Source organism: Kitasatospora sp. NPDC087315 (assembly GCF_044744345.1).
Lineage (GTDB): Bacteria > Actinomycetota > Actinomycetes > Streptomycetales > Streptomycetaceae > Kitasatospora.
The window spans coordinates 87,959-111,963 of record NZ_JBIUYD010000002.1 but is presented as its reverse complement, the minus strand read 5'-3'; the positions used below and the strand labels follow the sequence as shown (position 1 = coordinate 111,963).

Genomic DNA, 24,005 nt, shown 5'->3' with positions numbered 1-24,005 from the left:
AAGCAGTCGTTCGCGGCCTCTCAGCCGGAATCAGCCGAACCGGATCTGCCGGACCCCCGTCCACGCCCGGCGCAGCCTGCCACGGAGCTCGCCGTCCGTGTTGGGCGCGAGCGTCAGCCCGGCCGAGGCGGCGATGCGGTCGGCGACCCGCGCGACGGGGAGGTGGTCGGTGTGGAGGTGCTCGCCGAACGCGTCGCCGTTGAGCCGCTCCAGACAGTGGTCCAGCTTGGCGACGGCGAAACTCTCCCGGCGCAGCGGCGCGTCCTTGCCTCCGACCAGCCGGACGGCATGCCCGAAGTCGCGCTCGCGCAGCCGCCGCAGCACCGTCTCCCGCTCGGCCGGCAGGGCGAAGTGTCGTACGTCATGGCCGCGTTCGCGCAGCCGTCCGACGGTGTCGGCGAAGTACGCAGGCTCGACGACGGTCATCGGCACGATCACCGCCCCTCGGTACTCGGTCAGCGTGCGGTCCAGCACCTCGTACACGCCCTGCCGCCAGGCCGGCAGGTCCTGGAAGTCGCCCCGCAGCGGCTTCGGCAGCATCCGGTGCAGCCCGAACCCGACCTCCTCCGGGTCGCAGATCACGCTGCCGGGGAGCCGGCGCCGGAGCTCGTGCGCCGTCTGTGTCTTGCCGCCGCCGAAGGGCCCGTTGATCCACAGGAGCATGCCCGGCACCCTACGGGAGCCCGCCGGGTGGCGCCGGGGGGATTCCCGGCTGTCGTCTGCGCGGGCCAATTCCTTTGATTCGGCCGGGTTCGGCGTATCCGCGCAGACGGGATAGCGTCCGTATTCCGGAACATTCGGTCCGGTCCCGGCCAGAACGAAGCTATTCGGTCATTGTCCCAATTCATGGCATGAGCATGCAGGGTGTGGGATATTCCTAGTAGCTGTTCGGTTGACTCCAAGTAACGCCATGGTGCACGCGTCATGGCAAGACGTTCCCAGGGCCTCTCCGGGCAGCGGTCGCGGTCGCGGCCGACGGGGAGGTCGAACGGCACCGACAACCCTCTGGAGCCTGGAGAATGGACAACCACGGCACCACCATCGCGCTCGACACCGCACAGGTCACGCGGTTCTTCGAGCTCGGCTATCTCGTGTTCCCCGCCTTCCTGCCGTCGGATCTCGTCGCCCGACTGGAAACCGAGGTCGACCGCTGGGTCGACACCGGTCTCCGGGACCGCTCGATCGCGGCCTGCCTCGACCCGGAATCGGCCGGAACCCCCGCCGTCCTGGAGATCGAGCTGGCCGCCCACGGCGAACTGGTCGGCCACCCGCCGCTGCTCTCGACAATCTCCCGGCTGATCGGCCCGGATTTCGTCTTCCACCACATGCACAGCAATCGCCAGGCCCCGGGATCGGCCGGCAAGGAATGGCACCACGACTACGAGCAGGGCCCGCACGCCGACCGTTCGAAAGTCATGGTCCACGCGCTGCACTATCTCGGCGGACTCGACCCGACGGTGGGCGCGCTCGCGGTACTTCCCGGCTCGCACCGGGAACTGGCGGGAAAACGCGCCAGAGCCCATCTCGGCACCGCGGAACTCCCCGGCGAGGCGGTGATCGACGACCTGCCGCCGGGCTCCACCGTGCTCCTCCACTCGGCGCTCTTCCACGCCCGCCGTCCCTCACCCGCAGGTCAGCGCCGTGAGCGGTACATGGTGGACAGCTCGTACTGTCAGTGTGGTGTCAGCTGGCCGCCGGTCAAGCCCTACTGGCGCCACCTGCTCGCCCGGGGCAGGGCACTCGGGCTGGACGGCGGCCGGTGGCCCGAGCTGTTCGCCGAGCGGCACTTCACCGAGTACGTCAGGCCGAACTGAACCGGGCCGCCCCCGAAGCGGGCCACCCCCGCATCCGAAGGGAGCCACCACGAAACCGAACCGCTGCGCCCCGACCCCGAAGGGACCCGCCCGATGAGAATCGTCTCCAGGCTCGACTTCGAGACCGTGCTGCGCCTCTACCGGCAGGAGCACCCGGCGGACCGGGTACACGAGGAGAACTCCAACAGCGACGGCGACGCCCATCTGCTCAGCGCCGAGAAGCTGTTCGGCAGCTGGGGGAAGGTCCGGCTCGACCGGGCGGAGGTGCTGGACACCGTGCTGCCGTGGCACCTCGGCGAAGGCGGCGAGCTGGAGCTGGTCTCCCCGGCCGGGCTGACCGTCGCCGAGACCGTGGCCCGGCTGCGCGAGCTGGGCGACGGTTACGCCCGGTCGAACCCGTGCTGCTGGCGCAAGCTGCTCCGCCAGGCCGAGCAGCCCTTCACCCCGGTCTTCCTGAGCACCTCGGCCATCGGCAGCACCGACTACCAGGGACTGCTGCGACCGGACGGGCTCACTCATCTGGACGGACTGCACCGCATGATCGCCTGGGAGCTGTCCGGCCGGCTCGGCCCGGGCGTCGAGATCGAGGCGTACGTCGCGGGCCTGCCGGCCCCGGCCCCGGACCGGACCTCGCCCCTGGCCCCGGCCCGACCGGAGTCGGCCGAGGCCGGGTACGGCGCCCGACAGGGTCCGTAGGAGACGCCCTACCCCCGGCCGACGTACGGCATGGCGCTCGGCATCACGGTGACCGAGGGGATGTTCACCCCCAGGGGCAGGGCCGCCATCGCCACCACCGTCTCCGCGACGTGCCGCACGTCCATCGTCGGCTCGACCCGGAGGCTGCCGTCGGGCTGGCGGGCGGCGGGCTGCTCCCGGCCGACGGGCGTCACATTGCCGATGTCGATCTGGCCGCAGGCGATGTCGTGGCGGCGCCCGTCCAGGGAGAGCGACTTCGTCAGCCCGGTCACCGCGTGCTTGGCGGCGGTGAAGGCGATCGAGTCGGGGCGGGGGACATGGGCCGAGGGCGCGCCGTTGTTGATGATCCGGCCGCCGCGCGGCGACTGCTCCTTCATCATCCGGTACGCGGCCTGGGCGCAGAGGAAGCTGCCGGTGGCGATGGAGCCGAGGACGCGGTTCCAGTCCTCGACGGCGACGTCCTCGGTGGGGATGTACGCCATGGTGTCGGCCGCGTTGTTGAACAGCAGGTCGATCCGGCCGAAGCGGAGCGCGACCTCGCCGAACAGCTCACGCACGGCCGCCGGGTCGGTGATGTCCGTGGGCACCGGCACCAGCCGGTCCGCGAGGGAGGGGTCGGCGAGCCGGGCGGTCTCCTCCAGCGCGTCCTTGCGGCGGCCGGCCAGGACGACCGACCAGCCGTCCGCCGCCAGTGCCAGTGCGCAGGCCCGGCCCACACCACTGCCGGCTCCGGTCACCACGGAGATCTTCGCGACCACGGAATCAACCCCTTGTACATTCCAGGTGCATGACGAGAGATCAGTTTTTGGACGGCGGCCTTCGCCGTCAAGAGCGCCCATCAGGTCAACGAAACGCCGCACCGCCGAGTGGTCCGGACCCTCCGGGCCACGGGATCCGGGCCACCGGACCGAACCACATGGACAGGAACAGCGGATGACCACTCAGCACACCTTCGACGCCACCGACCCCGGCATGCCGGCGGGTCCGCGGACCGGCACCAGCCGCGCCCTGTTCGAGCGGGCGAACAAGTCCCTGGCAGGCGGGGTGAGTTCCTCCTCGCGGATCACCTCCACCGGCCCGCATCCGTATCCCCTGTACATCGAGCGCGGCGCCGGGGCGCACATCTGGGACGCCGACGGCAACGAGTACGTGGACTTCCTGATCTCCTACGGCAGTGCCGTCCTCGGTCACGCCGACCCGGCCCTGGCCCGGGTGCTCGGCGGGGTTCTGGCCACCGGCACGATGTTCGGCACCTGCAATCTTCCGGAGATCGAACTGGCCGAGCAGATCCAGAAGATGGTCCCCTGTGCGGACCTGGTGCGCTACGCCAACTCGGGCTCGGAGGCGATCCAGGGAGCGGTCCGGGCGGCCCGCGGTTTCACCGGGCGGTCCAGGATCCTGAAGTTCGAGGGGCACTACCACGGGTGGACGGACGTGCTCGCGATCTCCAACCGGCCCACCGCCGCCGAGGTGGGCCCCTACGACGCGCCGTCGGCCCTCCCGCACTCTCCCGGCATCCCGGCGGGCGTCGTGGACGACGTGGTGGTCTGCCCGTGGAACGACCCGGCGGCGCTCCGTGCGGTACTGGACGCGCACCGGGACGAGATCGCGGCGGTGATCTGCGAGCCGATCGTCGCCAACAACGCCTGTACCATGCCGGATCCGGGCTTCCTGGAGACCCTGCGGGAGGAGTGCACCCGGCGCGGGCTCGTCCTGGTCTTCGACGAGGTCTGCACGGGCTTTCGCACCGGTCCCGGCGGCGCGCAGTCCCTGTTCGGTGTCGTCCCCGACCTGGCCGTCTACTCCAAGGCGCTGGGCGGCGGACTGCCCATCGCCGCCTTCGCCGGGCGCGCGGACATCATGGGCGAGGTCGCCGCCAACCGGGTCAAGCACGGGGGCACCTACAACGGTTCACCGCTCTGCGCCACCGCCGCCCTGGCCACGCTCACCCGGCTCGCCGACCCGGCGGTCACCGAGCGGATCGACTCGGCCGGCCGGCGCATCATGGAGGCGGTCCGCAGGGCCGCGCACGACCACCGCGTCCCGTGCGCGGTGCAGGGCGTCGGCGCGATGTTCCAGGTGGTGTTCACCGCCGACGGCTCGCCGACCCGGCAGTACCGCGACACCCTCGCGCTGGACCAGCGGCGCTACGACGCCTTCCGGCACGCCCTGTTGGTGCGCGGTATCCACGTCAACGCGTACGGGCTGGCCTGCTGGTTCGTCTCGGCCGCGGTGACCGACGAGGACGTCGAGGCCACCTGCGCGGCGATCGACGAGGCGTTCGCGACGATCCGCTGAGACCTGGCCGGCCCCCGCTCGTCCGCCCGGCACGGCCCGCGGACGCCCGGGACTACCCGGGGAACGGGGGCCGGCCCGCCCACCAGTTGCCGGGGGCCTGCGGGTCGCGGCCGGACCAGTACTCGATGATGCCGTCGGTGAACTCCGCCGCCGACAGGCTCCCGTCGCCGTCCCGGTCGAGCCGGCGGAACGCCTCGTCCGCGTCCTGGCGGTCGAGGCCGGGGAAGTGGCCGCGCTGGAAGAGGAAGAACTCGTCCGCGTCGACCGTGCCGCTGCCGTCGGTGTCGGCGATCGCGAGGAAGGCCTCGGCCAGCGCCCCGAGGCTCGCCCGCGCGGCGGCGGGGTCGTCGGCGAGCGTCCGGGTCGACTCGATGAACTGCGTCCGGGTGATGGCGGTCGTCCCCGCCGGCAGCTGCGCGAGGTGCAGGTCGTGCCAGATCGAGAGGTACGCGGCGACGATTCGCTGTTCGGCCTCCGACCTCTCCGGATACCCGAGCGACAGTGCCACGGACCGGCCCATCAGGATGTGGTCGTGCGCCGTCAACTGTCCGTCGCCGTCCGCGTCGAGATGGTCGAACCCGTGGCCGATCTTCGCGATGAGCAGTTCCTCGGACAACGTTCCCCCTTGCCTGCGGTAACACGACGCCTGCACGCTAACCCCTCCGGCGGGACGGGCGCAGCCGAACATCCGGCCCCGGGGCGCCGGGGAACCGCCGCTGACCGGCGCGGAGGCAGGCCCGGTTCCCCGCCGAATACCCCTGAAAGGATGAATGTCGAACACCTCCACCGCCGGTGGGGCGTTCACCCTTCAACGCATCCGGGAGCGGCCGCTCGGCACGGCGAGCGGCTGGCTCGACATCGCGTTCGAGCGGCGGGCGCCTTTCCGGACGGGAGGCCTCTTTCGTGTTCAAGTAGGAGTCGTGTCAAGCGCGCTGATGGTCAATCAACAGTTGGCGCCCTGGTACGTTCAGGAAACCTGTGCCAGATGTCCCATTACGGAAGAGGCCATGACCAGCGAGCCATATGTCCCGCCCAGGTTCCCGATCTCGATCAAGGGTGTTGTGCTCGACGACGAGGGGCGCGTCCTCCTGCTGAAGAACGAGCGGGCCGAGTGGGAACTGCCCGGCGGAAAAATGGAGTCCGGCGAGGCGGCACCGGACCGCGTCGCCCAGGAGATCCTCGAAGGGAGCGGGTGGCGGGCCGAGGCCGGCCCGGTCCTCGACGTGTGCACCTACCAACCCCTGCCCGGGCGCTACGTTTTCATCGTGACGTACGGATGCCATCGGCTCGACGGCGCCAGTGCCCCGCCGGTCGTCAGCGGCGAGCGCAGGGAGGCCAGGCTCTTCCGGCGGGACGAAGTGCCGAGCCTGGTCATGTCGGACGGCTACAAGGCGAGCATCGAGCGGTGGTACGAGCACTCCGACCGAAGGTGACGCGGGGATCCCGGTACCGTCCGCGCCCTGGTGTGGCCCCGCCCCGGGGCGGGGCCACGGAGGAGTCGGTGGCCGCCCCGGAGCGGGAGCGCGCTACGCGCTAGGCCTGGTGGTCCGCCCAGATGTACGCCTCGGGGAGCAGGTCGAGGACGGGGACGGTGCGCAGCGCGTCGTTCGGGCCGACGATGACGTTGATGGTGGGGAAGTAGTCGAGCAGCACCTGGCGGCAGCGCCCGCACGGGGAGATGACGCCCCGCTCCCCGTCGGCGACGGCGACGATCTCCGTCAGGTCGTACGCGCCCTGGGCCGCCGCCGCTCCGATGAGGACGAGTTCGGCGCAGGGGCCGCCGGTGAAGTGGTAGGCGTTCAGGGCGGTGACGATCCGGCCGTCGGCGTTGCGGGCGGCAGCCGCGACGGTGTGGTTGTCGGCCCGGGCGTAGGACCGGACCACCTGGGTGGCGGCGTCGACGAGTTCGTGGTAGGGGGCGGTCATGGCGGTCGGCTCTCCTCGGCGGTCGGGGGTGCGGCGGGATACGAGCATGACCCTTCAGCCCTTTGACGTGCCAACGATTAACGCCGGTGCCACCTTCGTTCTGCGTCCGTGACGGTTCGCCGGCCTCGGTCTGGTGGAGGAGGTGTCCGCGGACGCCTGCATTCCGCTGCCGGCCACCGACCCGCTGCCGTAGGCGTGGCTCAGCCCGCGTTCCGTAGTGCCGCCTGGGCGAGCCGTTCCGCCAGTTCGCCGAAGGCGGCGCCCAGTTCCTCGTCGGCGACGCCGGTCGCGTAGCCCTGGAAGGCCAGCGCCGCCTGGGCCTGGACGGCGGGGGTGGCGTAACCGGGGTCGATCGGGTAGGGCGCGTCGGGCTGCCAGGGGAGCGGCCAGTACTTGGGCCAGGGGATCGCCCGCTCGGGCGGGGTGGGGCACCAGTCGTCCCCGGCCTCGGTGAGGATGGCACGGGCGTTGCCGCCCGAAAGCCGGGCGGTGATGGCGGCGTTGGCCACCGCGCCGACGGTGGCGGCGACGGCGAACCGCAGCTCGGTCGCGCCGGGCGGGATCGGTTGCGGGTTGAGCGCCGGCTGGTGGTGTCCGGCCGGGTGGACGTGCCAGGTGGGGCCGAGGACGGGCAGGTGCGGGCGGATGCCGTCCAGGGCCTCCGGGTGGAGGCGGCCCAACAGCTGGATCAGGGTGGCGGATTGGCTGACGAGGGTCATCGGGAACCCCTTCCTTCCGGACGGACGACCACCCCGGAGGAGTGATCACTGCCGGTAGCCGATCGTAGGCGCAGCGGATCGGGGAAGGGGTGGCGACACACCCTCAGTGCGCGGCGGCCAGCAGCTCCCTGGTGTAGTCGGTGTGCGGGGCGGTGAACAGCTGGTCGCGGTCGGTGCTCTCGACCAGGCGGCCGCCGTGCATCACGGCCACCCGGTCGCAGAAGTGCCGGACCACGGCGAGGTCGTGGGAGACGAACAGGAAGGCGACGTCGAGGCGTTCGCGCAGCTCCATCAGCAGGTTGAGCACCTGGGCCTGCACCGAGACGTCCAGTGCGGAGACCGGCTCGTCGGCGATGATCAGGCGCGGCTCGGGGGCGAGCGCGCGGGCGATGCCGATCCGCTGGCGCTGGCCGCCGGAGAACTCGTGCGGGTAGCGGTCCAGATGGGCGGCCGGCAGGCCGACCTGCTCCAGCAGTTCGGCGGACCGCTCGCGGCGCTCGGGCGCGGACAGGGCGGTGTGCAGACGCAGTGGGGTGTCGAGGGTCTGGGCGACGGTGCGGCGCGGGTTGAGCGAGGCGTACGGGTCCTGGAAGACCAGCTGGATCTCCCGGCTGAGGCGCCGGCGCAGCGCCCGTTCGGGGGTGGTGGCGTCCACGCCGTCGTACCGCACCCGCCCGCCGGTGGGGTGCTGCAGTCCGGCCAGGACGCGGGAGGTGGTGGACTTGCCGGAGCCGGACTCGCCGACCAGGCCGACCGTCTCGCCGGGGGCGATCCGCAGGCTGACGCCCTCCACGGCCCGGACGGGCTCGCCCGGGCGGATGCCGGGGAAGCGGCGGCGGCCGGGGAAGTGGACGCTGAGGTCCTCCACCTCGACCAGCCAGCGACCCGTTCCCGTCGGCCCTGCCGGCTCCACCGCCCCGGCAGGCCGCCGACCGGCGAACGAGAACGACGGTGACGGATCGTCAACCGTCGGCAGCGGCGTGCCCGGTACCGTCTCCAGCGTGAGCGCCGCGCCGACCAGGGCGCGGGTGTACGGCTGCCGCGGGGCGGCCAGCAGTTCGGCGGTCGGCGCGGACTCCACCTGCTCGCCGCCGCGCAGCACCAGCGTGCGGTCGGTGGTGCCCGCCACCACGCCCAGGTCGTGGCTGACCAGCAGCACGGCCGTGCCGTGCTCGCGCTGCAACTCGCCCAGCAGGTCGAGGACCTGCCGTTGGACCCGGGCGTCCAGCGCGGTGGTCGGCTCGTCGGCGATCAGCACGTCCGGGTCGTTCATCAGGGCCATCGCGATCATCACGCGCTGGCGCATGCCGCCGGAGAACTGGTGCGGGTAGTCGCGGGCCCGGCCGGCCGCGATGCCGACCCGGTCGAGCATCGCGGCCGCCCGCCGCCGGGCCTCGGCGCGGTCGGCGCCGGGGTGGTGCAGCCGGTACATCTCGGCGAGTTGGGCGCCGACGCCGTGGAACGGGCTGAGCGAGGTGAGCGCGTCCTGGAAGACCAGTGCCGCCCGGCCGCCCCGTACGCCGCGCAGGACGGACTCGTCGGCGTCCACCAACTCGGTGCCGCCCAGCCGGACGGAGCCGGTGACGGTGGTGGTGCGCGGGTCGTGCAGGCCGAGCACGGCGAGCCCGGTCGCGGACTTGCCGGAGCCGGACTCGCCCACCAGGCCCAGGACTTCACCCCGGGCGAGGTCGAAGGAGAGCCCGCGGACGGCCTGCACGGGGGCGCCGCCGCGCGGATCGGCGAAGGTGACGGACAGGTCGCGGACGCTGAGCACCGGGTCGGGGGAGGAAGGGGCGTTCACGGTCGGGGACTCCACAACGTATGGGCGGGTCAGCTGAGGCGGATGCGGGGGTCGAGCCAGGCCACCACCAGGTCGGCCAGCGCGACGAACAGCACCACGAAGCAGGCGGCCAGCAGGACGGCGCCGACCACGGCGGGCAGGTCCTGCCCGGAGACGGCCTCCGCCGCGAAGGTGCCGACGCCGTTCAGGCCGAACACCGTCTCGGTGATCACCGCACCGCCCAGCAGCGCGCCGGCCTCCAGACCGAGCAACTGCACCAGCGGTCCGGCGGCGCCGCGCGAGGTGTACTTGAGGTGGGCGCGCAGCCGGCCGAGGCCCTTGCCGCGCGCGGTGCGGACGTACTCCTCGTTCATCGTCTCCAGCAGCTGGGAGCGGGAGAGCCGGGCGAACACGGCGGAGTTGACGAAGCCGAGGACCAGCCAGGGCAGCAGCATCCCGCCCGCCCAGGCGGCCAGGTCCTTCGCCGGCGGGGTGTAGGAGGGCAGTGGCAGCAGGCCGGTCGAGTAGACCAGCGCCCACTGGGCGACGTACCCGAGGAAGTAGATCTGCACGCTCGCGCCGACCAGGGTGAAGCCGGAGAGCAGCCGGTCGGTGCGGGTGCCGTGGCGCAGCGCGGAGACGAAGCCGGTGCCGAGACCGAGCACCATCAGGACGACGAGTGCGCCGGCGGTGAGCGAGAAGGTGACCGGCAGGTGGTCGGCCAGCGCCTCGGTGACGGGCTGGTGGAGCCGGTAGGAGTAGCCGAGGCACGGCGCGTCGCAGTGGATGACGGAGCCGTCGACATCGCTGATGTCCCGTCCGGCGACCACCCCGGCCAGGTAGTCGGTGTACTGGGTCAGCAGCGGCTGGTCCAGTCCCATGCTCTGGCGGACCGCCGCGACCTGGCCGGTGTCGCAGCGCGGGCCGCAGGCGGCGCGGGCCGGGTCGGCGGGGGCGGCGTAGAAGAGGGCGAAGGCGGCGGCGGAGACCGCGACCAGCACGGCGAGGGCCTGGAGGGTCCGCCGCAGGGCGAAGGAGAGCATGGCCGGTCCGGGGTCGAGGAGGAGGGAAACAGAGGGGGCAGGGGAGACGACGGAGACAGGGAGCGGGGAGGGGCCCCGCCCCGGCCCCCGCGCGGACGGCGGGGGCCGGGGCGGGCGAGGCTCAGGACTTCAGGTAGAGCCAGGCCAGGCTGACCGACCCGTAGATCGGGTGGATGAACGCCCCGCCGATGTTGCTGCCGCGCAGCTGGTTCATGTTGGGGTAGGCGAAGGGCAGCACCGGCAGGTCCTTCATCACGGTCTGCTCCAGCGCGTACAGCTCCTTGGCCTTCTGCCGGGGCTCGCCGATCTGGTTGATCCGGTCGATCTCCTTGTCCACCTCGGCGTTGTGGTACCGGGCGGCGTTGAGGTCGCTGTTGGCGCGGCCGTCGAAGGAGAACGGGATCAGCGTGGACGGGGTCGGCCAGTCCACCGAACTGGTCTCCTCGAACAGGTCGTACGGGGAGTCGGCGCGGTGTGCCTCGTCCAGCAGGGCCTTCGGGTCGACCGGCTTGGGCACGATGGTGATGCCGGCCTTGCCGAAGCCCTCGACCAGCACCTGGGCGACCCGCTGCCCGGTGGGCGTGTTGGCGTACGCGTAGGTCAGGCCGGCCGGCGGCTGCTTGGCCTCGGCGAGCGCCTGCTTGGCGGCCTCCGGGTCGCCCTCCGGCTTGGCCGGGTACAGGTCGTAGGTCTGCCAGTCGACCAGCGCGGGCGAGCTGAGCGTGCTGGCCAGCTCGCCGATCCGGGTGCCGCCCTGGACCTGGCGGGCCTGCTGGCGAGGGTAGGCGAGGTGGAGGGCCTTGCGGACCGCGACGTCCGGCACCCGCTCGTTGTTGATCATCAGCTGGGTGACGAAGGCGCCCTGGCGGCCGGAGACGACCAGTTCCTTCGCCTTCGGGTCGGTGTCGACGGTCTGGTACAGCTCGGGGGAGAGCTGGGTGGCGACCGTGGTGGCGTCGGCGCCGCCGTCGCGGCCGGAGAGGATCTCCTGGTTGAGGTTGAGCGCCTCCTTGCCGAAGGTGAAGACGAACTTCTCCGGGTACTGGTTGCGGATCGGGTCGGTCTCCGCCTTCCAGTGCGGGTTGCGCTCCAGCACCAGCCGGGTGTTCTGGACGTGCTCGGCGATCCGGTACGGGCCGCTGGCGAACGGCAGCCGGTCGTAGTCCGTACCGGTGTCCTTGTCCTTGCGCACCGGCGAGGAGGAGGACTGCGCGGCCATGTACGGGACGTCGGCCTGCGGCTGCGGGAAGTGGAAGACGACGGTGCGCTCGTCCGGGGTCTCGATCGCGGCGAGGTCGCCGTCCTGCGGGCCGGAGTACTTCTTGCGGGCGTCCTCGTAGCTGGCCTCGCCGGTCAGCCACTGCGGCCAGTACGGCGGGCCGACCTCGTAGCCCTTGCCGAAGCTGCGCTCGATGCCGTACCTGACCTGCTGGGAGGTGATCGGCTGGCCGTCCTCCCAGGCCAGGCCCTCCTTGAGCTTGTACGTCCAGGTGCGGCCGCCGTCGGCGGAGGTGCCGGTGTCGGTGGCGAGGTCGCCGACCAGCCTGGCCTTGCCGTCCACCACCTGGTACTGGGTCAGCTGGCGGCCCCAGAGCAGCGAGGTGTTGTAGGTGGCGCCCGCGTACACCTTCTGCGGGTCGAGGTGGCGGAAGTCGGTGGTGTTGTAGACGTTCACCGTGCCGCCCTGGCGGGCACCGGGGACGGCGGGGGCCGGGCCGGCGCTCTCCTTCTCGGTGCCGAGCGCGGCGGTCAGCGGGGAGGCGTCCTTGGCGGCCGGACCGCCGGCGGCGGCACCGGAGCCCGCGCCCGCCCCGGCCGAGCAGGAGGTCGCCAGCAGCGCGGTGGCGACGACGGCGAGGGACGGTTTGATCCAGCGCATGGCGAATCTCTCCTTGCCCCGGTGGCCGGGGCTGGTAGGTGACATGAGGAGCGGCGGGAAGAAGAAGACGGAGAAGGCCGGCGGGCCGGGTCTCAGCGGGCGGCGCGCGGATCCAGGGCGTCCCGGACGGCGTCCCCGAGCAGGTTGAAGGCCAGCACGAAGAGCAGCAGCGCCACGCCCGGGAAGAACATGTAGGTCGGGTCGGCCTGGAAGACCTCGGAGCCGCGGGCGATCATCCGGCCCCAGTCCGGGATCGGCTCGGTGATGCCGACACCGAGGAACGAGAGCACCGCCTCGGAGGCGACGAAGGTCGGCACCGCCATCGTGGCGTGCACCAGAAGCTGCGCCCGGACATTCGGCAGGAGTTCGCGGACGACGATATGGAATCCGCCGGCGCCGAGCGCCCGGGCGGACTGCACGAAATCCCTTTCCCGAAGCGACCGGACGGAGGCGCGCAGGGAAAGCGCGAGCGGAATCCAGCCGAACGCGGAGAAGACCAGGATCAGCACCAGGAACTGCATCCACTCCGGTTCCGCGGTGCCGGGATCGACCAGCCGGGACTGGATGATCGGGCTGAGCGCGAGCAGCAGGAGCAGGGTGGGGAAGGCCAGCAGCACATGGGAGAGGAAGCCGAAGAGCCGGTCGGTGACCCCGCCCAGGTAGCCCACGGCGACGCCGACCAGCACCCCGAGGGTGGTGGTGATGACCGCCGAGGCGAAGGCGATCAGCAGCGAGGTGCGGATGCCGTACAGCAGCTGGGTGAACACGTCCCGGCCGAGGCCCGGCTCCAGGCCGAACCAGAAGTCGCCGGAGATACCGCCGTTGGGCAGCATCGGCAGCCCGCCGTCGCTGAGCAGGCCGGGCGTGTTCTGGCCGTAGTGCTCGACCGGGTTCTTGCCGTACAGGGCGGCGATCAGCGGCGCGGCGAGCGCGAGCAGCAGGAAGAGCAGGACGACGGCGAGGGCGGCGGCGCCGACCCGGTCGCGGCGGATCCGGCGCAGCGCGGCGCGCAGCGGGCGGTCCTGCGGAGCGGGGGGCCGGGCCCGCGGCGCGTCCGGGGCGCCCGGAGCGTCGGGCGTGCCTGCGACTGTCTCGACCACTGCCATGAGAGGCGTACTCCCCGAATTCTCCGCCGCCCCGTGGGTGAGGGTGCGCTGGTGTGCATTTCCGGACCGGCCTGCGGGGGTTTCCCGGCGGCCTGCCGAACGCCATCAGATCGGACACCACCGGACTTCCGCAAATCATTCCCGGCGGAACTCCGGGGCAATGTTTCGGGAATTGTGACGGCTTCATTCCGCTGCAATACTGCCGTTGCACTAGAACGCCCGTAAGGGGGCAAACCGGGCGATGCGCAGGGTGTCGTCCCGCATTCTGAGATCTCCGCCACACCCGCTGGGGCGTTGATACGATCCCAGGGAGCCGCGACTGGCGCGCACGGATGGAATCGACCATCGGGAAGCGGCTCCGTGCCGACGCACGTCAGTTGCCGAGCGCCTGGGCCGTCCGTACTCGTCCGTCTGCCACGAGGAGACCGCCTTGGCCACCCCTGCCACCCCCGCGACGCCGCACACCACCGCGAGCGCCGCCGCCAACACCGCGTTCCGCAGCGCCCTCGACGTCGTCCGCGACGTGGAGCCGCAGATCGCCGCCGCGATCGGCCAGGAGATCGAGGACCAGCGCGCCTCGCTCAAGCTGATCGCCAGCGAGAACTACGCCTCCCCGGCCGTCCTGCTCGCCATGGGCAACTGGCTCAGCGACAAGTACGCCGAGGGCACCGCCGGCCGCCGCTTCTACGCCGGCTGCCGCAACGTCGACACCGTCGAGACGATCGCCGCCGAGCACGCCCGCGCGCTCTTCGGCGCCGACCACGCCTACGTCCAGCCGCACTCCGGCATCGACGCCAACCTGACCGCCTTCTGGGCGGTGCTCTCCCAGCGGGTCGAGAGCCCGGCCCTCCGGCGGGCCGACGTCCGCAACGTCAACGACCTCACCGAGCAGGACTGGGCCGAACTCCGCCACGAGCTCGGCAACCAGCGGATGCTCGGCATGTCCCTGGACACCGGCGGCCACCTCACCCACGGCTTCCGCCCCAACATCTCGGGCAAGATGTTCGAGCAGCGCAGCTACGGCACCGACCCGGCCACCGGCCTGATCGACTACGACGCGCTGCGCGCCACCGCCCGGGAGTTCCGCCCGCTGATCCTGGTGGCCGGCTACTCGGCGTACCCGCGGCTGGTGAACTTCCGGACGATGCGCGAGATCGCGGACGAGGTCGGCGCGACCCTGATGGTCGACATGGCGCACTTCGCCGGGCTGGTCGCCGGCAAGGTGCTCACCGGTGACTTCGACCCCGTCCCGCACGCCCACATCGTCACCACCACCACCCACAAGTCGCTGCGCGGCCCGCGCGGCGGCATGGTGCTCTGCACCTCCGAGCTGGCCGAGCACGTCGACCGCGGCTGCCCGCTGGTGCTCGGCGGCCCGCTGTCGCACGTGATGGCCGCCAAGGCGGTCGCCTTCGCCGAGGCCCGCCGCCCGGAGTTCCAGCTGTACGCCCGCCGGGTGGTGGACAACGCCCACGCCCTCGCCGAGGGCCTGCTGCGCCGTGGCGGCAAGCTGGTCACCGGCGGCACCGACAACCACCTCGTCCTCGCGGACGTCTCCGGCTACGGCCTGACGGGCCGTCAGGCCGAGGCGGCGCTGCTGGACTCGGGCATCGTCACCAACCGCAACTCCGTCCCGCAGGACCCGAACGGCGCCTGGTACACCTCGGGCGTCCGGCTCGGCACACCCGCGCTCACCACCCGGGGTCTGGGCGTCGCCGAGATGGACGAGATCGCCGGCCTGATCGACACCGTGCTGCGCGGCACCACCCCGGCCGTCGGCCGCACCGGCGCCTCCTCCAAGGCCCAGTACACCCTGGACGAGTCGCTGCGCGACGGCGTCGCCAAGCGCGCCGCCGATCTGCTCGCCGGCTTCCCGCTCTACCCGGGCGTCGACCTGTCCTGATGGGCGCGCGGGGGTGCGGGCCCGGCCGGGCCCGCACCCCACAACTCGGCTAGTACTGAAGCGACTTGTACTGCAGGAACTCCTCCAGCCCGTGTCGCCCCAGCTCCCGGCCGAGCCCCGAGTTCTTGTAACCGCCGAACGGCGCCAGCGGGTTGAAGCGCCCGCCGTTGAGGTCCACCTGCCCGGTGTCCAGGCGGCGGGCGAACGCGGCGGCGGTGTCGGTGTCCGCGGCCCAGACGCCGCCGGCCAGTCCGTACTCGGTGCCGTTGGCCAGTTCGGCGGCGTGCTCCTCGTCACGGTAGGCGAGCACGGCCAGTACCGGGCCGAACACCTCCTCCTGGGCGACCGTCATGTCGGCGGTCACATCGGCGAGTACCGTCGGCCGGACGTAGAAGCCGGTGGCCAGGCCCTCGGGGGCGTCGGCGCCGCCCGCGACGAGCCGGGCGCCCTCGGCGAGCGCGCCGGTGATGTAGCCGCGCACCCGCTCCCGCTGGCGGGCGTTGACCACCGGCCCGATCCGGGTCTGCGGGTCCGCCGGGTCGCCCGGGGTGTACTTGGCGGCGGCCCGCTCGGCGATCGCCACCGCCTCCTCGTACTGGTCCTGGTGGACCAGCAGCCTGGTCCACGCGCTGCACGTCTGGCCGGAGTTGGCGAAGACGTTGGCCACGTTGACGTTGACCGCCCGGGTGAGGTCGGCGCCGGGCAGCACCACATTGGCGGACTTGCCGCCCAACTCCAGTGCCACCCGCTTGATTCCGCGCCCCGCGGTCTCGGCGACCGCCCGGCCGACGGCGGTCGACCCGGTGAACGAGACCACGTCCACGCCCGGGTGCCCGGCGAGCGCCGCCCCCGCGACCGCGCCGGTGCCGGTCACCAGGTTGAACACCCCCGCCGGGAAGCCCGCCCCGTGGACGAGCCGCGCGAACAGCCGGGCCACCAGCGGGGTGTCCTCGGCCGGCTTGAGCACCACCGGACAGCCGGCGGCCAGCGCGGGGACGACCTTGGCCACGATCTGGTGCAGCGGGTAGTTCCACGGCGTGATCGCCGCGACCACGCCGGCCGGTTCGGCGAGCACCACGGAGTTGCCGATCCGCTCCTCGAACGGGTACTCCGCGAGCAGCGTGAGGTAGGAGCCGGTGACGGCCAGCGGCAGCCCGGCGTGCACGGCGGTGGCGAAGCCGACCGGCGCGCCCAGCTCGGCGACCACCGTCTCGGCGATCTCCTCCTGCGCGGCGGCCAGGCCGTCCCGCAGCCGGGTCAGCGGCGCCAGCCGCTCCTCACGGGTGGTGGCGGCCCAGGCCCGGGCCGCCCGTCGGGCCGCGGCGACGGCGGCGTCCACATCGGCCGCGCCGCCGGCCGGGACGGCGGCGAGCGGCTGCTCGGTCGCCGGGTTCAGCACCGGGATCGACCCGGCGTCGAGGGAGGGCCGCCAGGCGCCGTCGATGTACTGGTCGCCGTACTCCGCGTACTGCTGCACCGGTTGGGTCCTCTCGTCTTCTCGGCCGCTCGATGGGCGGCGCTGGTCAGGTGCCAGTCAAGGCGGACCGGGTGCGTCGGCGCAAGAGTCGATCATGTGACCGACCGGCGTGCGGGCGGTGTTCGCACGCCGGCCGGGCGCCGTTCGTACCGTGGCCGGGCAGGGTTCGCACCCGGACCGGCCGCGGTGGTGTCCTCCCTGGTCGGGCCAGGTGTCGGCGCGGCCGTCGGGGGCGCCCCCGGCCGGGTGCTCAGCGCGGTGCGAACCGCGCGGTGTACTCCTCGAACGGCTCGATCCCGACCTCCGCGCGCCGCTCGTCCAGCCGCTCCGGGTCCTCGCACGGCCAGGGCACCGGCCGGCCGTCCGCCACCGCGCCGATCTGGGTGCCGTACCGCTGCTCGCGGCCCTCGTTGACGGCCAGCCGGTCGGCCAGGAAGGCGAGGTCCCGCGCGCTCGCCGCGCCGGCCGCGACCGCCTCCGTCATCAGCGCCACGGCCCGCCGCTGCACGTCGAGCTGGCGGTCCGCGTGCTGTGCGACCAGCCAGGCGGCGCGGGCGGCGTCCGTGCCGACCAGCGGTTCGGACGGCCAGCCGTGCTCCGTCATGATCTCGTTCAGCCGGTCGCCGTGCCGGGCGGTCAGCCGCCGCCAGACCGCCTGCTCGGCGAGGTCCGGGCTGTTGGCGAGGTGGGCGGCGCCCTGGTCCTCGGCCGCCATCCGCAGCAACTCCTCGGCCAGTGCCCGCTCCGGTGCCTTCATCCGCTCCGCTCCCAGCTCTCCGGGCCCCTTCCGGCGGGGCCGCCCGCCACCACCGTAGGCGCGGCCGGCGCGACGAAGATCGTTCCCGTTGATGGTGACAGCCCGGGCACCGGGGCGGCAGGATGGAGGAACCGGTCCCGCCGGATGATGCGTTCACCACGCGGCCATGAAGTGGCGAGTTGCGAAACTCTTCTGTCCGAAACCTCCTCACGGCTGATCAGTCGGCGGTAGATTGCAGCGAACTCGGGCGCGCGGGAATACCGTTGGCAACCGGTCCGAGCGGTGTGCCCGTGTCGGGCCGGAGGCTGCCCCGGACGGCCGGCGGGGAGAGCCTCCCCGCCGACCCGTGGATCCGCGTCAGAGAGATCGTTTTCAAGGGTCGTCCGTACCGCGTAAGGAGCATCCCATGACCGACGCCGCGTTGACCGCCGAGCAGCAACGGCCCGCAGAGCCGGCCTCGCTCGATGACGTGCCCGGCTGGTTCTGGGAGCACGACCGACACCTCTTCGAGTGGTTCCTGAACCGGCAGGAGAAGGCCGGGGTCACCGGCGACCTGCTGGAGATGGGCGCCTACCTGGGGCGCAGCGCGATCGTGGTCGGCTCGCACCTCCAGCCCGGGGAGACTTTCACGGTCTGTGACCTGTTCGACTCGGACGCCCCGGACGACGAGAACGCGGCCGAGATGGACGCGTCCTACCGGAAGACGCTGACCCGCTCCGCGTTCGAGAACAACTACCTCGCCTTCCACGACCGGCTGCCGGAGATCATCCAGGCGCCCACCTCGACCCTGGCCGGCGGCCGCATCCCGGCCGGGGCGTTCCGTTTCATCCACATCGACGCCTCGCACCTGTACGAGCACGTGGTCGGCGACCTCCAGGTGGCCCGGACGGTGCTCCGGTCGGACGGCGTGGTGGTCCTGGACGACTACCGCTCGCAGCACACCCCGGGGGTCGCCGCCGCCACCTGGGAGGCGGTGTTCAACCACGGCCTCAAGCCGATCGTGCTGACCGAGTGCAAGTTCTACGGCACCTGGGGCGACCCTGAGCCGGCCCAGCGCGACCTGCTGGACCGGATCGGCCTCGCCAAGGGCTGCGAGCTCGCCAACGAGGCGCTGAACGGGCAGCGGGTGCTGCGGATCTTCGGCACCTCGGAGGGCATCGGGTCGGCCCAGACCTCCCGCCACCACGACCGGCTGGCCGCCGAGGCCGCCCGCCGCGAGGCCGAGCGGACCGCCGACGAGGCCCGCCGCGAGCTGCGGCGCGAGCAGGAGCAGGCGGCCAGGGACCTCGCCGACCGCCGGGCCCGCGCCGCCGAGCGCCGCCGCCCGGCCAACGTGGCCAAGCGCGTCGCGGGTGACCTGCTCCCGCCGGTGGTCACCTCCGTGATCCGCCGCGCCCGCCAGGGCTGACGGCCGGGCTTCAGTACCTGCCGTTTCGCACACAGCCGCGTGGCCCACCCGGGCCGCGCGGCTGTTGCGCGTTCCTGCCCGCCGATCGGTCAGTGGGGTCCGTTGGCGATGCTGTCCCGCAGCCGCTGCCTGATCCGTTCCGAGGCCTCGGGCAGCCACTGAGCCAGTTCGGCTTCGAAGCGGCGGCGTTCGGCACGCAGGAGGCGGGCGAGCGGCGACCGTGAGCAGTGGAGGAACCACCGGTTGCCCGGTTCGTGGCGGAGCCAGGAGTGCACGCGGCGGATCACCGGTCAACTCCCGGGACGGTCCAGCGGATGCGCAGGTGGTGGGCGCTTTCGGGGAGGATCACCGGCAGGGACAACGGGCCGGTGTGGTCGAGGTGTTCGACGATGAACCGTTCGGCGCTGGGGCCGGTGAGGTAGCGCTCGAACCACTCCCACTGGGGTCTGCCGAGGGGGCGGAACTGGAGGGAGAACCAGAGCGAGGAGAGGGCTTTGGGGAGGAGGAAGTAGGTCGTCGGCGGCATGATGCCGGTGATCTCGGCGGTGACCAGGCGGTTGTCCCTCACGCGGCACTCTCCTCGGAGCCGGCCGCGGACTCCGGGGTGATCTCAGCCCAGATGATCTTTCCCGCGTGTTCGCGCGGGCAGCAACCCCACTGCTGGGAGAGCGACTTGACGAGCAGGAGACCACGCCCCGACTCGTCCTCTCCGGAAGTCGTGCGGAGGATCGGCCCGCGTTCGGCCCGGGCGTCGTGCACCTCGATGCGGAGGCGGGAGCCGTCGACGGAGAGCGCCAGCCAGATGCGGTTGCCGGGCGGCGTGCCGTGGACCACGGCATTGGTGACGAGCTCCGAGACCAGCAACAGCCCGGCGTCGGCGAAGCGCTGACCGTGGGGCAGGCCGGCGAGCAGCTTTTCGAGCGCTCGCCGGGCCTCCTCCGGCGAGCGCTTGCTGCGCGGCAGCCAGCAGCTGGTGGAGGCGGAGGGCGGGGGAGGGCAGTTGAGGGCTTCGGGCATGGCGGAGCCACCTTCAGGGAGTGGGGTAATAGGTGACGGCGACGGCCGGGCGGTGCTTCAGGGCGCCAAGTGCACTGGCATGGGGGTGCTGGCGAGCATGGCGCAGACTCCGGCATGATGTGACCGTCTGTCAGCTTTCCGTTACGGACAGCATGGAGCATGGCTCGGGGCATTCGCAAGCCATGTCGAGCAAATATGAAAACTTTCACTCCACCGGGCAAGGTGCCACCTCTAGGCTCACGGTGGTGGTGGCGGAGCATCACCAAAGCCATGCACACTGGTCCATGGACAGCTCTGGAGGGTTTACGTAGATGGCAGTTGCAGTGCCGGCCGTGCGCTACCGGCGCATCGCGGCCGAGCTGAGAAGGCTCCGCGAGCTCAAGAACCTGTCAGCCGAAGAGGTGGCAGCCCAGGTCGACGGCGTCAACCTGGTGAAGCTCAGTAGGTATGAGAACGCTCGCGTCCAGCTGAAGCCGGACGTCGTCCGTTCGCTCCTCGACTTCTACCAGTGCGACGAGGAGTTGAAGGAAGTCCTCGTCGAGATCCTCCGGGACAAGCGTCGACCGGGGTGGGTGGCCGGCTATGAACAACTGAACCCGCTCTACACAGACCTGATTCGGCTGGAAGAGACCGCAGTCGGCAGTAAGTCCTACGAGTCGGCCTATATTCCGGGTCTGCTCCAGACCCGCCAATACGCCCACGCCATCATCTCCAGCGGCGTTCTCGCGAAGCCCAGTGTTGAAGAGCGGGTTGAAGTCCGAATCAACCGGCAATCCGTCCTCACCCGGTCGGAGAGCCCACTGAAGTTGTGGGCGGTGATCCACGAGTCCGCGCTGACCATGGGCGCGGCAGAGGGGGTGATGGTTGACCAGCTCGACAAGCTGCTTCAGTTCAGCAGGCTCCCGAATGTCAACATTCAGATCATGCCGGCGATGGCTCCGCCGCACCCTGGCATGGCTGGTCCCTTCGCCTTGCTCGAGTTCCGGCAGCGGGATCTCGACCTCGTCCTACTCAGCGGAATGCTGAGCAGTGACTGGGTGGAGGACCCGGACCATGTGGATATCTACAGAGCGGCCTTCGACGAGATCATGGCGACCGCCTTGGATCTCGACCAGTCGCTCAACCTCATCACAGAGAAGAGAGACAAGCTCAAGTGACCCACTTCCCCGTTGCCTCCGCCCTTCCCGTGAAGTGGAAGAAGGCGGCCGCCAGTAACCCGAACGACAACTGCGTCGAGTGCGGCACTTTGCAAGGCGCAGTCATGGTCCGCGACAGCAAGGACGCCAGCGGCCCCGCCCTCGCCTTCCCCACCGACACGTGGCGGGCGTTCGTGGCCGGCGTCCGTGTCGGTGACTTCCCGGCCGACTGCTGACCCGCCCGGCTTCAACAGCCCCTGCGCCGAACTGGGCGCAGGGGCTGTTGTGTTGCTTCGGCGTGGGGTGCGACGCTGTATCGACGTTGGCAGTCGACGCGGCTCTCGTTCAACCGCGTGCTCTGAGAACTCCTCCGTGGAGAAGGAAAGAGACAGGGAGAGTGAGCATGATCGAGCTGGTAAGCCCGTTCAAGAAGTCTTCGTACTCCACCCAGGCAGGGGAGTGCGTGGAGGTGGCAGGCCTCGCCGACGGTGGCCGGGCCGTCCGCGACAGCAAGGACGCCAGCGGCCCCGCTCTCGCCTTCCCCGCCGACGCCTGGCGGGCGTTCGTGGTCGGCGTCCGAGCCGGGGACTTCCCCGCCGAGCACTGACCCACCCCGCCCCTCCCCCCGAGCATCGAAATCGGTACGGCTCAGGGGTCGAAGAATCCGCTTTCCCGGTCCCTCCCCGCCCCCCGAGGATGGCAGGTGAACCAGCCTGCCCGGGAGGAATCGTGTCGCCACTGTCGCCAGCCCAATCAGCCCTCGGCCCGGGGCTGTTGCCGCTCACCGCCGAGGCCGGACCCGATGGGCTGGCCGTCGGCGGGCTCCTGCTCGACGATCTCGCCGAGCAGTACGGGACCCCGCTCTTCGTCTACGACGAGGAACACCTGCGCCGGCGCTGCCGCGAGGCCGTCGCCGCCTTCGGGCCCGGCAACGTCGCGTACGCGTCCAAGGCGTTCCTCTGCACGGCTATGGCCCGCCTCGCCCATGAGGAGGGCATGCTGCTGGACGTCGCCTCGGGCGGCGAACTGCGGGTCGCCCTGCACGCCGAGGTGCCGCCGGACCGGATCGTGCTGCACGGGAACAACAAGAGCGACGCCGAGCTGCGCACCGCGATGGCCGTCGGCCTGCGCCACATCGTCGTGGACAGCTTCGACGAGCTGGACCGGATCGAGCGGCTGCACGCCGAGGAGGGCCTGCCGCCCGCCCGGGTACAGCTGCGGGTGGCGCCCGGGGTGGCGGCCGGCGCCCATGCGGCGATCCAGACCGGCGGGCACGACTCCAAGTTCGGCTTCGGCCTCGCCGACGGCACCGCCGACGCCGCCGTGCTCCGGGCCACGAACTCCCCGGCCGTCGTCCTGGAGGGCGTCCACGCGCACGTCGGCTCCCAGGTGCTGAACGCCGCCGAGCTGGCCAACGGCGCCGCCGCCCTCGCCCGCTTCGCCGTCGCCCGTGGTGTGCGCCGGCTGACCGTCGGCGGCGGGCTGGGCGTGGCCTACCTGGGCGGGCAGAGCGCGCCCTCGTTCGCGGCCTGGGCCGAGCGGGTGCACGCGGCCGTGCGCGGCGCGGGCTGGACGGGAGAGGTGGGCGTGGAGCCGGGCCGTTCGATCGCCGCGCGGGCCGGGCTGACCCTGTACCGGGTCGGCACGATCAAGGACATCAAGGACGTCCGGACGTACGTCAGCGTGGACGGCGGCATGAGCGACAACATGCGCCCCGCACTGTACGGCGCCTGCTACGAGGCGTTCCTGCCGCGCTGCCCCGAGGCGCCCCGCCCGCTGCGGGCCCGGCTGGTCGGCAAGCACTGCGAGAGCGGCGACGTCATCATCGACAACGCGGCGCTCCCGGCCGACCTGAGCGTGGGGGACCTGCTGGCCACCCCCGTCACCGGCGCCTACGGCTACGCGATGGCGTCCAACTACAACAAGCTGCCCCGCCCGGCGGTGGTCTTCGTCCGCGACGGCGCGGCCCGCCTCGTCGTACGGCGCGAGACCGAGGAGGATCTGCTGCGCCTGGACGTCGAAAACGGACCGGATGATTCCGAAAACCTGGCCCTGGTGGCTGCGCGACGGTCGCATGCGTCCTAATCTGGCCCGATGCTGAACAGCGCCCGTCTGCTCGTCCTGCTGGAGATCGCCCGCCGGGGCACCATCGTGGCCGCCGCGCAGGCCCTGCACCTGAGCCCGTCCGCCATCTCGCACCAGCTCGCCCGCCTGGAGCAGGAGCTGGGGGTCGCGCTGGTGGAACGGGCGCCGCAGTCGCTGCGGCTGACCCCGGCGGGCGAGCGGCTCGCCGAACACGCGCAGGCGATCGCCGATCTGATGGCCGTCGCCCAGGACGACCTGCGGGCGCATTCGGAGGGCACCGCGGGCGTGCTCAGGCTGGGCTTCTTCGCGTCCGCGGGGCTGGATCTGCTCCCGCGGGCGCTGGCGGCGTTCGCGGTCCGGCACCCACAGGTCGAGCTGGAGCTGATCATGGGGCAGCCGCACGAGCTGATTCCCGATCTGGAGGCGGGCCGGCTGGATGCGGCCGTCGTCTTCGAACACCCGCTGGACCCGTGGTGCCGGCAGGCGGCGGTGGACGTCCAGATGTACTTCGACGAGCCGCAGCTGGTGGTGGTGCCGCTGCGGCACCGGCTCGGGCGGCGCTCGCTGGTGCGGCTGGCCGAGCTGGAGGGCGAGAGCTGGATCGGCACGCACGGCGGCAGCACCGGTGAGCCGGTGCTCGAACGGGCCTGCGCCGCCGAGGGGTTCCGCCCCCGGGTGCGCTGCCGCAGCGACCACTACCAGGTGACGATCAACCTCGCGCGGGCCGGGATGGGCGTCGCGCTGATCCCGGCGCTGGGCGTGGCCGACAGTTCCGGGGTGCACGTCTGCCGGCTCGACCACCCGCGGCTGCACCGGCGGATCGGGGTGGCCACCCGGGCCACCAACCGCAACCCGGTGCTGCGGGCCTTCCTCGTCGAACTGCGCGCGGCCGCCGGGGAGGTCAGGTCACTGCTGGAGCTGCAGTGGTCCTGACCGCCCCGGCGGCCTCAGGCCCTATACC

General features: G+C 71.9%; 25 protein-coding genes and 1 riboswitch. Of the genes, 11 read left to right on the top strand and 14 right to left on the bottom strand.

Annotated features, from left to right (window positions below; all coding sequences use genetic code 11):
* Positions 1–30: 30 nt before the first annotated feature.
* Positions 31–663, bottom strand: a complete 633-nt coding sequence (locus ACIO5D_RS03395) for an AAA family ATPase (RefSeq protein WP_400793768.1) — start codon at positions 661–663, stop codon at positions 31–33.
* A gap of 356 nt (positions 664–1,019) precedes the next feature.
* Between ACIO5D_RS03395 and ACIO5D_RS03390 the strand changes: the two genes are divergently transcribed.
* A complete protein-coding gene (locus ACIO5D_RS03390; protein WP_400793767.1) occupies positions 1,020–1,814 on the top strand; it encodes a phytanoyl-CoA dioxygenase family protein in 795 nt (264 codons plus the stop codon).
* Between the two features lie 93 nt (positions 1,815–1,907).
* A complete protein-coding gene (locus ACIO5D_RS03385; protein WP_400649313.1) occupies positions 1,908–2,510 on the top strand; it encodes a DUF6309 family protein in 603 nt (200 codons plus the stop codon).
* 8 nt (positions 2,511–2,518) lie between these two features.
* On the opposite strand, the gene ACIO5D_RS03380 is transcribed toward ACIO5D_RS03385, so the two are convergent.
* Entirely contained in the window at positions 2,519–3,268 is a 750-nt protein-coding gene (locus tag ACIO5D_RS03380; RefSeq protein WP_400793766.1) for an SDR family oxidoreductase, read from the bottom strand.
* A gap of 175 nt (positions 3,269–3,443) precedes the next feature.
* Here ACIO5D_RS03380 and ACIO5D_RS03375 point away from each other — a divergent pair, with 175 nt between their 5' ends.
* Complete coding sequence (locus ACIO5D_RS03375) at positions 3,444–4,808, top strand: aspartate aminotransferase family protein (RefSeq protein ID WP_400793765.1); 1,365 nt, start codon at positions 3,444–3,446, stop codon at positions 4,806–4,808.
* Between the two features lie 52 nt (positions 4,809–4,860).
* On the opposite strand, the gene ACIO5D_RS03370 is transcribed toward ACIO5D_RS03375, so the two are convergent.
* Complete coding sequence (locus tag ACIO5D_RS03370) at positions 4,861–5,424, bottom strand: EF-hand domain-containing protein (protein WP_363606576.1); 564 nt, start codon at positions 5,422–5,424, stop codon at positions 4,861–4,863.
* A 154-nt stretch (positions 5,425–5,578) separates the two neighbouring features.
* Between ACIO5D_RS03370 and ACIO5D_RS03365 the strand changes: the two genes are divergently transcribed.
* Positions 5,579–6,241, top strand: coding sequence for an NUDIX domain-containing protein (locus ACIO5D_RS03365; protein ID WP_363606577.1), 663 nt, complete (start codon positions 5,579–5,581; stop codon positions 6,239–6,241).
* A 100-nt stretch (positions 6,242–6,341) separates the two neighbouring features.
* Here ACIO5D_RS03365 and ACIO5D_RS03360 read toward each other — a convergent pair whose 3' ends face one another.
* From ACIO5D_RS03360 to ACIO5D_RS03335, 6 genes are all read right to left on the bottom strand, one after another.
* Entirely contained in the window at positions 6,342–6,734 is a 393-nt protein-coding gene (locus ACIO5D_RS03360) for a cytidine deaminase family protein (protein ID WP_400649305.1), read from the bottom strand.
* A gap of 200 nt (positions 6,735–6,934) precedes the next feature.
* Entirely contained in the window at positions 6,935–7,453 is a 519-nt protein-coding gene (locus ACIO5D_RS03355) for a hypothetical protein (protein WP_363606580.1), read from the bottom strand.
* Between the two features lie 103 nt (positions 7,454–7,556).
* On the bottom strand, positions 7,557–9,254 hold the full coding sequence (locus ACIO5D_RS03350) for a dipeptide ABC transporter ATP-binding protein (protein WP_400793764.1): 1,698 nt from the start codon (positions 9,252–9,254) through the stop codon (positions 7,557–7,559).
* A gap of 29 nt (positions 9,255–9,283) precedes the next feature.
* The gene (locus ACIO5D_RS03345) at positions 9,284–10,276 is read right to left on the bottom strand and encodes an ABC transporter permease (protein ID WP_363606582.1); all 993 of its coding nucleotides are present in this window, start codon (positions 10,274–10,276) and stop codon (positions 9,284–9,286) included.
* Between the two features lie 121 nt (positions 10,277–10,397).
* The gene (locus ACIO5D_RS03340) at positions 10,398–12,155 is read right to left on the bottom strand and encodes an ABC transporter substrate-binding protein (protein WP_400756542.1); all 1,758 of its coding nucleotides are present in this window, start codon (positions 12,153–12,155) and stop codon (positions 10,398–10,400) included.
* Between the two features lie 92 nt (positions 12,156–12,247).
* Positions 12,248–13,261 (bottom strand): ABC transporter permease, encoded by a 1,014-nt coding sequence (locus ACIO5D_RS03335; RefSeq protein WP_400649297.1) that lies wholly within the window; start codon positions 13,259–13,261, stop codon positions 12,248–12,250.
* Positions 13,262–13,566: 305 nt separating this feature from the next.
* Positions 13,567–13,662, top strand: a riboswitch (ZMP/ZTP riboswitch).
* Positions 13,663–13,691: 29 nt separating this feature from the next.
* Between ACIO5D_RS03335 and ACIO5D_RS03330 the strand changes: the two genes are divergently transcribed.
* Complete coding sequence (locus ACIO5D_RS03330; protein ID WP_400793763.1) at positions 13,692–15,164, top strand: glycine hydroxymethyltransferase; 1,473 nt, start codon at positions 13,692–13,694, stop codon at positions 15,162–15,164.
* A 49-nt stretch (positions 15,165–15,213) separates the two neighbouring features.
* Here the strand turns inward: ACIO5D_RS03330 and ACIO5D_RS03325 are convergent, their stop codons facing one another.
* Together ACIO5D_RS03325 and ACIO5D_RS03320 are read right to left on the bottom strand one after the other, a co-directional pair.
* Entirely contained in the window at positions 15,214–16,641 is a 1,428-nt protein-coding gene (locus ACIO5D_RS03325; RefSeq protein ID WP_400649293.1) for an aldehyde dehydrogenase family protein, read from the bottom strand.
* A 250-nt stretch (positions 16,642–16,891) separates the two neighbouring features.
* Positions 16,892–17,398, bottom strand: coding sequence for a DUF6624 domain-containing protein (locus ACIO5D_RS03320; RefSeq protein ID WP_400649291.1), 507 nt, complete (start codon positions 17,396–17,398; stop codon positions 16,892–16,894).
* Between the two features lie 406 nt (positions 17,399–17,804).
* Between ACIO5D_RS03320 and ACIO5D_RS03315 the strand changes: the two genes are divergently transcribed.
* Positions 17,805–18,806 (top strand): class I SAM-dependent methyltransferase, encoded by a 1,002-nt coding sequence (locus ACIO5D_RS03315; RefSeq protein ID WP_400793762.1) that lies wholly within the window; start codon positions 17,805–17,807, stop codon positions 18,804–18,806.
* A gap of 89 nt (positions 18,807–18,895) precedes the next feature.
* Here ACIO5D_RS03315 and ACIO5D_RS03310 read toward each other — a convergent pair whose 3' ends face one another.
* From ACIO5D_RS03310 to ACIO5D_RS03300, 3 genes are read right to left on the bottom strand one after another with little or no spacing between them, the layout of a single operon-like run.
* Positions 18,896–19,093 carry a hypothetical protein gene (locus tag ACIO5D_RS03310; RefSeq protein ID WP_400649286.1) on the bottom strand — a complete coding sequence of 66 codons (198 nt, stop codon included), beginning with the start codon at positions 19,091–19,093 and terminating at the stop codon, positions 18,896–18,898.
* Entirely contained in the window at positions 19,090–19,374 is a 285-nt protein-coding gene (locus ACIO5D_RS03305; protein WP_400649283.1) for a hypothetical protein, read from the bottom strand. The genes ACIO5D_RS03310 and ACIO5D_RS03305 overlap by 4 nt, the downstream gene beginning before the upstream one ends.
* Entirely contained in the window at positions 19,371–19,823 is a 453-nt protein-coding gene (locus ACIO5D_RS03300; RefSeq protein ID WP_400793761.1) for an ATP-binding protein, read from the bottom strand. The genes ACIO5D_RS03305 and ACIO5D_RS03300 overlap by 4 nt, the downstream gene beginning before the upstream one ends.
* A gap of 311 nt (positions 19,824–20,134) precedes the next feature.
* Here ACIO5D_RS03300 and ACIO5D_RS03295 point away from each other — a divergent pair, with 311 nt between their 5' ends.
* The 5 genes from ACIO5D_RS03295 (at position 20,135) to ACIO5D_RS03275 (ending at position 23,977) form a co-directional block, all read left to right on the top strand.
* Positions 20,135–20,980, top strand: coding sequence for a helix-turn-helix domain-containing protein (locus tag ACIO5D_RS03295; RefSeq protein ID WP_400649280.1), 846 nt, complete (start codon positions 20,135–20,137; stop codon positions 20,978–20,980).
* Positions 20,977–21,195, top strand: a complete 219-nt coding sequence (locus ACIO5D_RS03290) for a DUF397 domain-containing protein (RefSeq protein ID WP_400793760.1) — start codon at positions 20,977–20,979, stop codon at positions 21,193–21,195. Before ACIO5D_RS03295 ends, ACIO5D_RS03290 begins: the two co-directional genes overlap by 4 nt.
* Positions 21,196–21,362: 167 nt before the next feature.
* Positions 21,363–21,566: a DUF397 domain-containing protein gene (locus ACIO5D_RS03285; protein ID WP_400793759.1), complete on the top strand. Its 204-nt coding sequence runs from the start codon at positions 21,363–21,365 to the stop codon at positions 21,564–21,566.
* Positions 21,567–21,688: 122 nt separating this feature from the next.
* The gene (gene lysA / locus ACIO5D_RS03280) at positions 21,689–23,044 is read left to right on the top strand and encodes a diaminopimelate decarboxylase (RefSeq protein ID WP_400649272.1); all 1,356 of its coding nucleotides are present in this window, start codon (positions 21,689–21,691) and stop codon (positions 23,042–23,044) included.
* Positions 23,045–23,053: 9 nt separating this feature from the next.
* On the top strand, positions 23,054–23,977 hold the full coding sequence (locus tag ACIO5D_RS03275) for a LysR family transcriptional regulator (protein WP_400793757.1): 924 nt from the start codon (positions 23,054–23,056) through the stop codon (positions 23,975–23,977).
* Positions 23,978–24,005 lie beyond the last annotated feature (28 nt).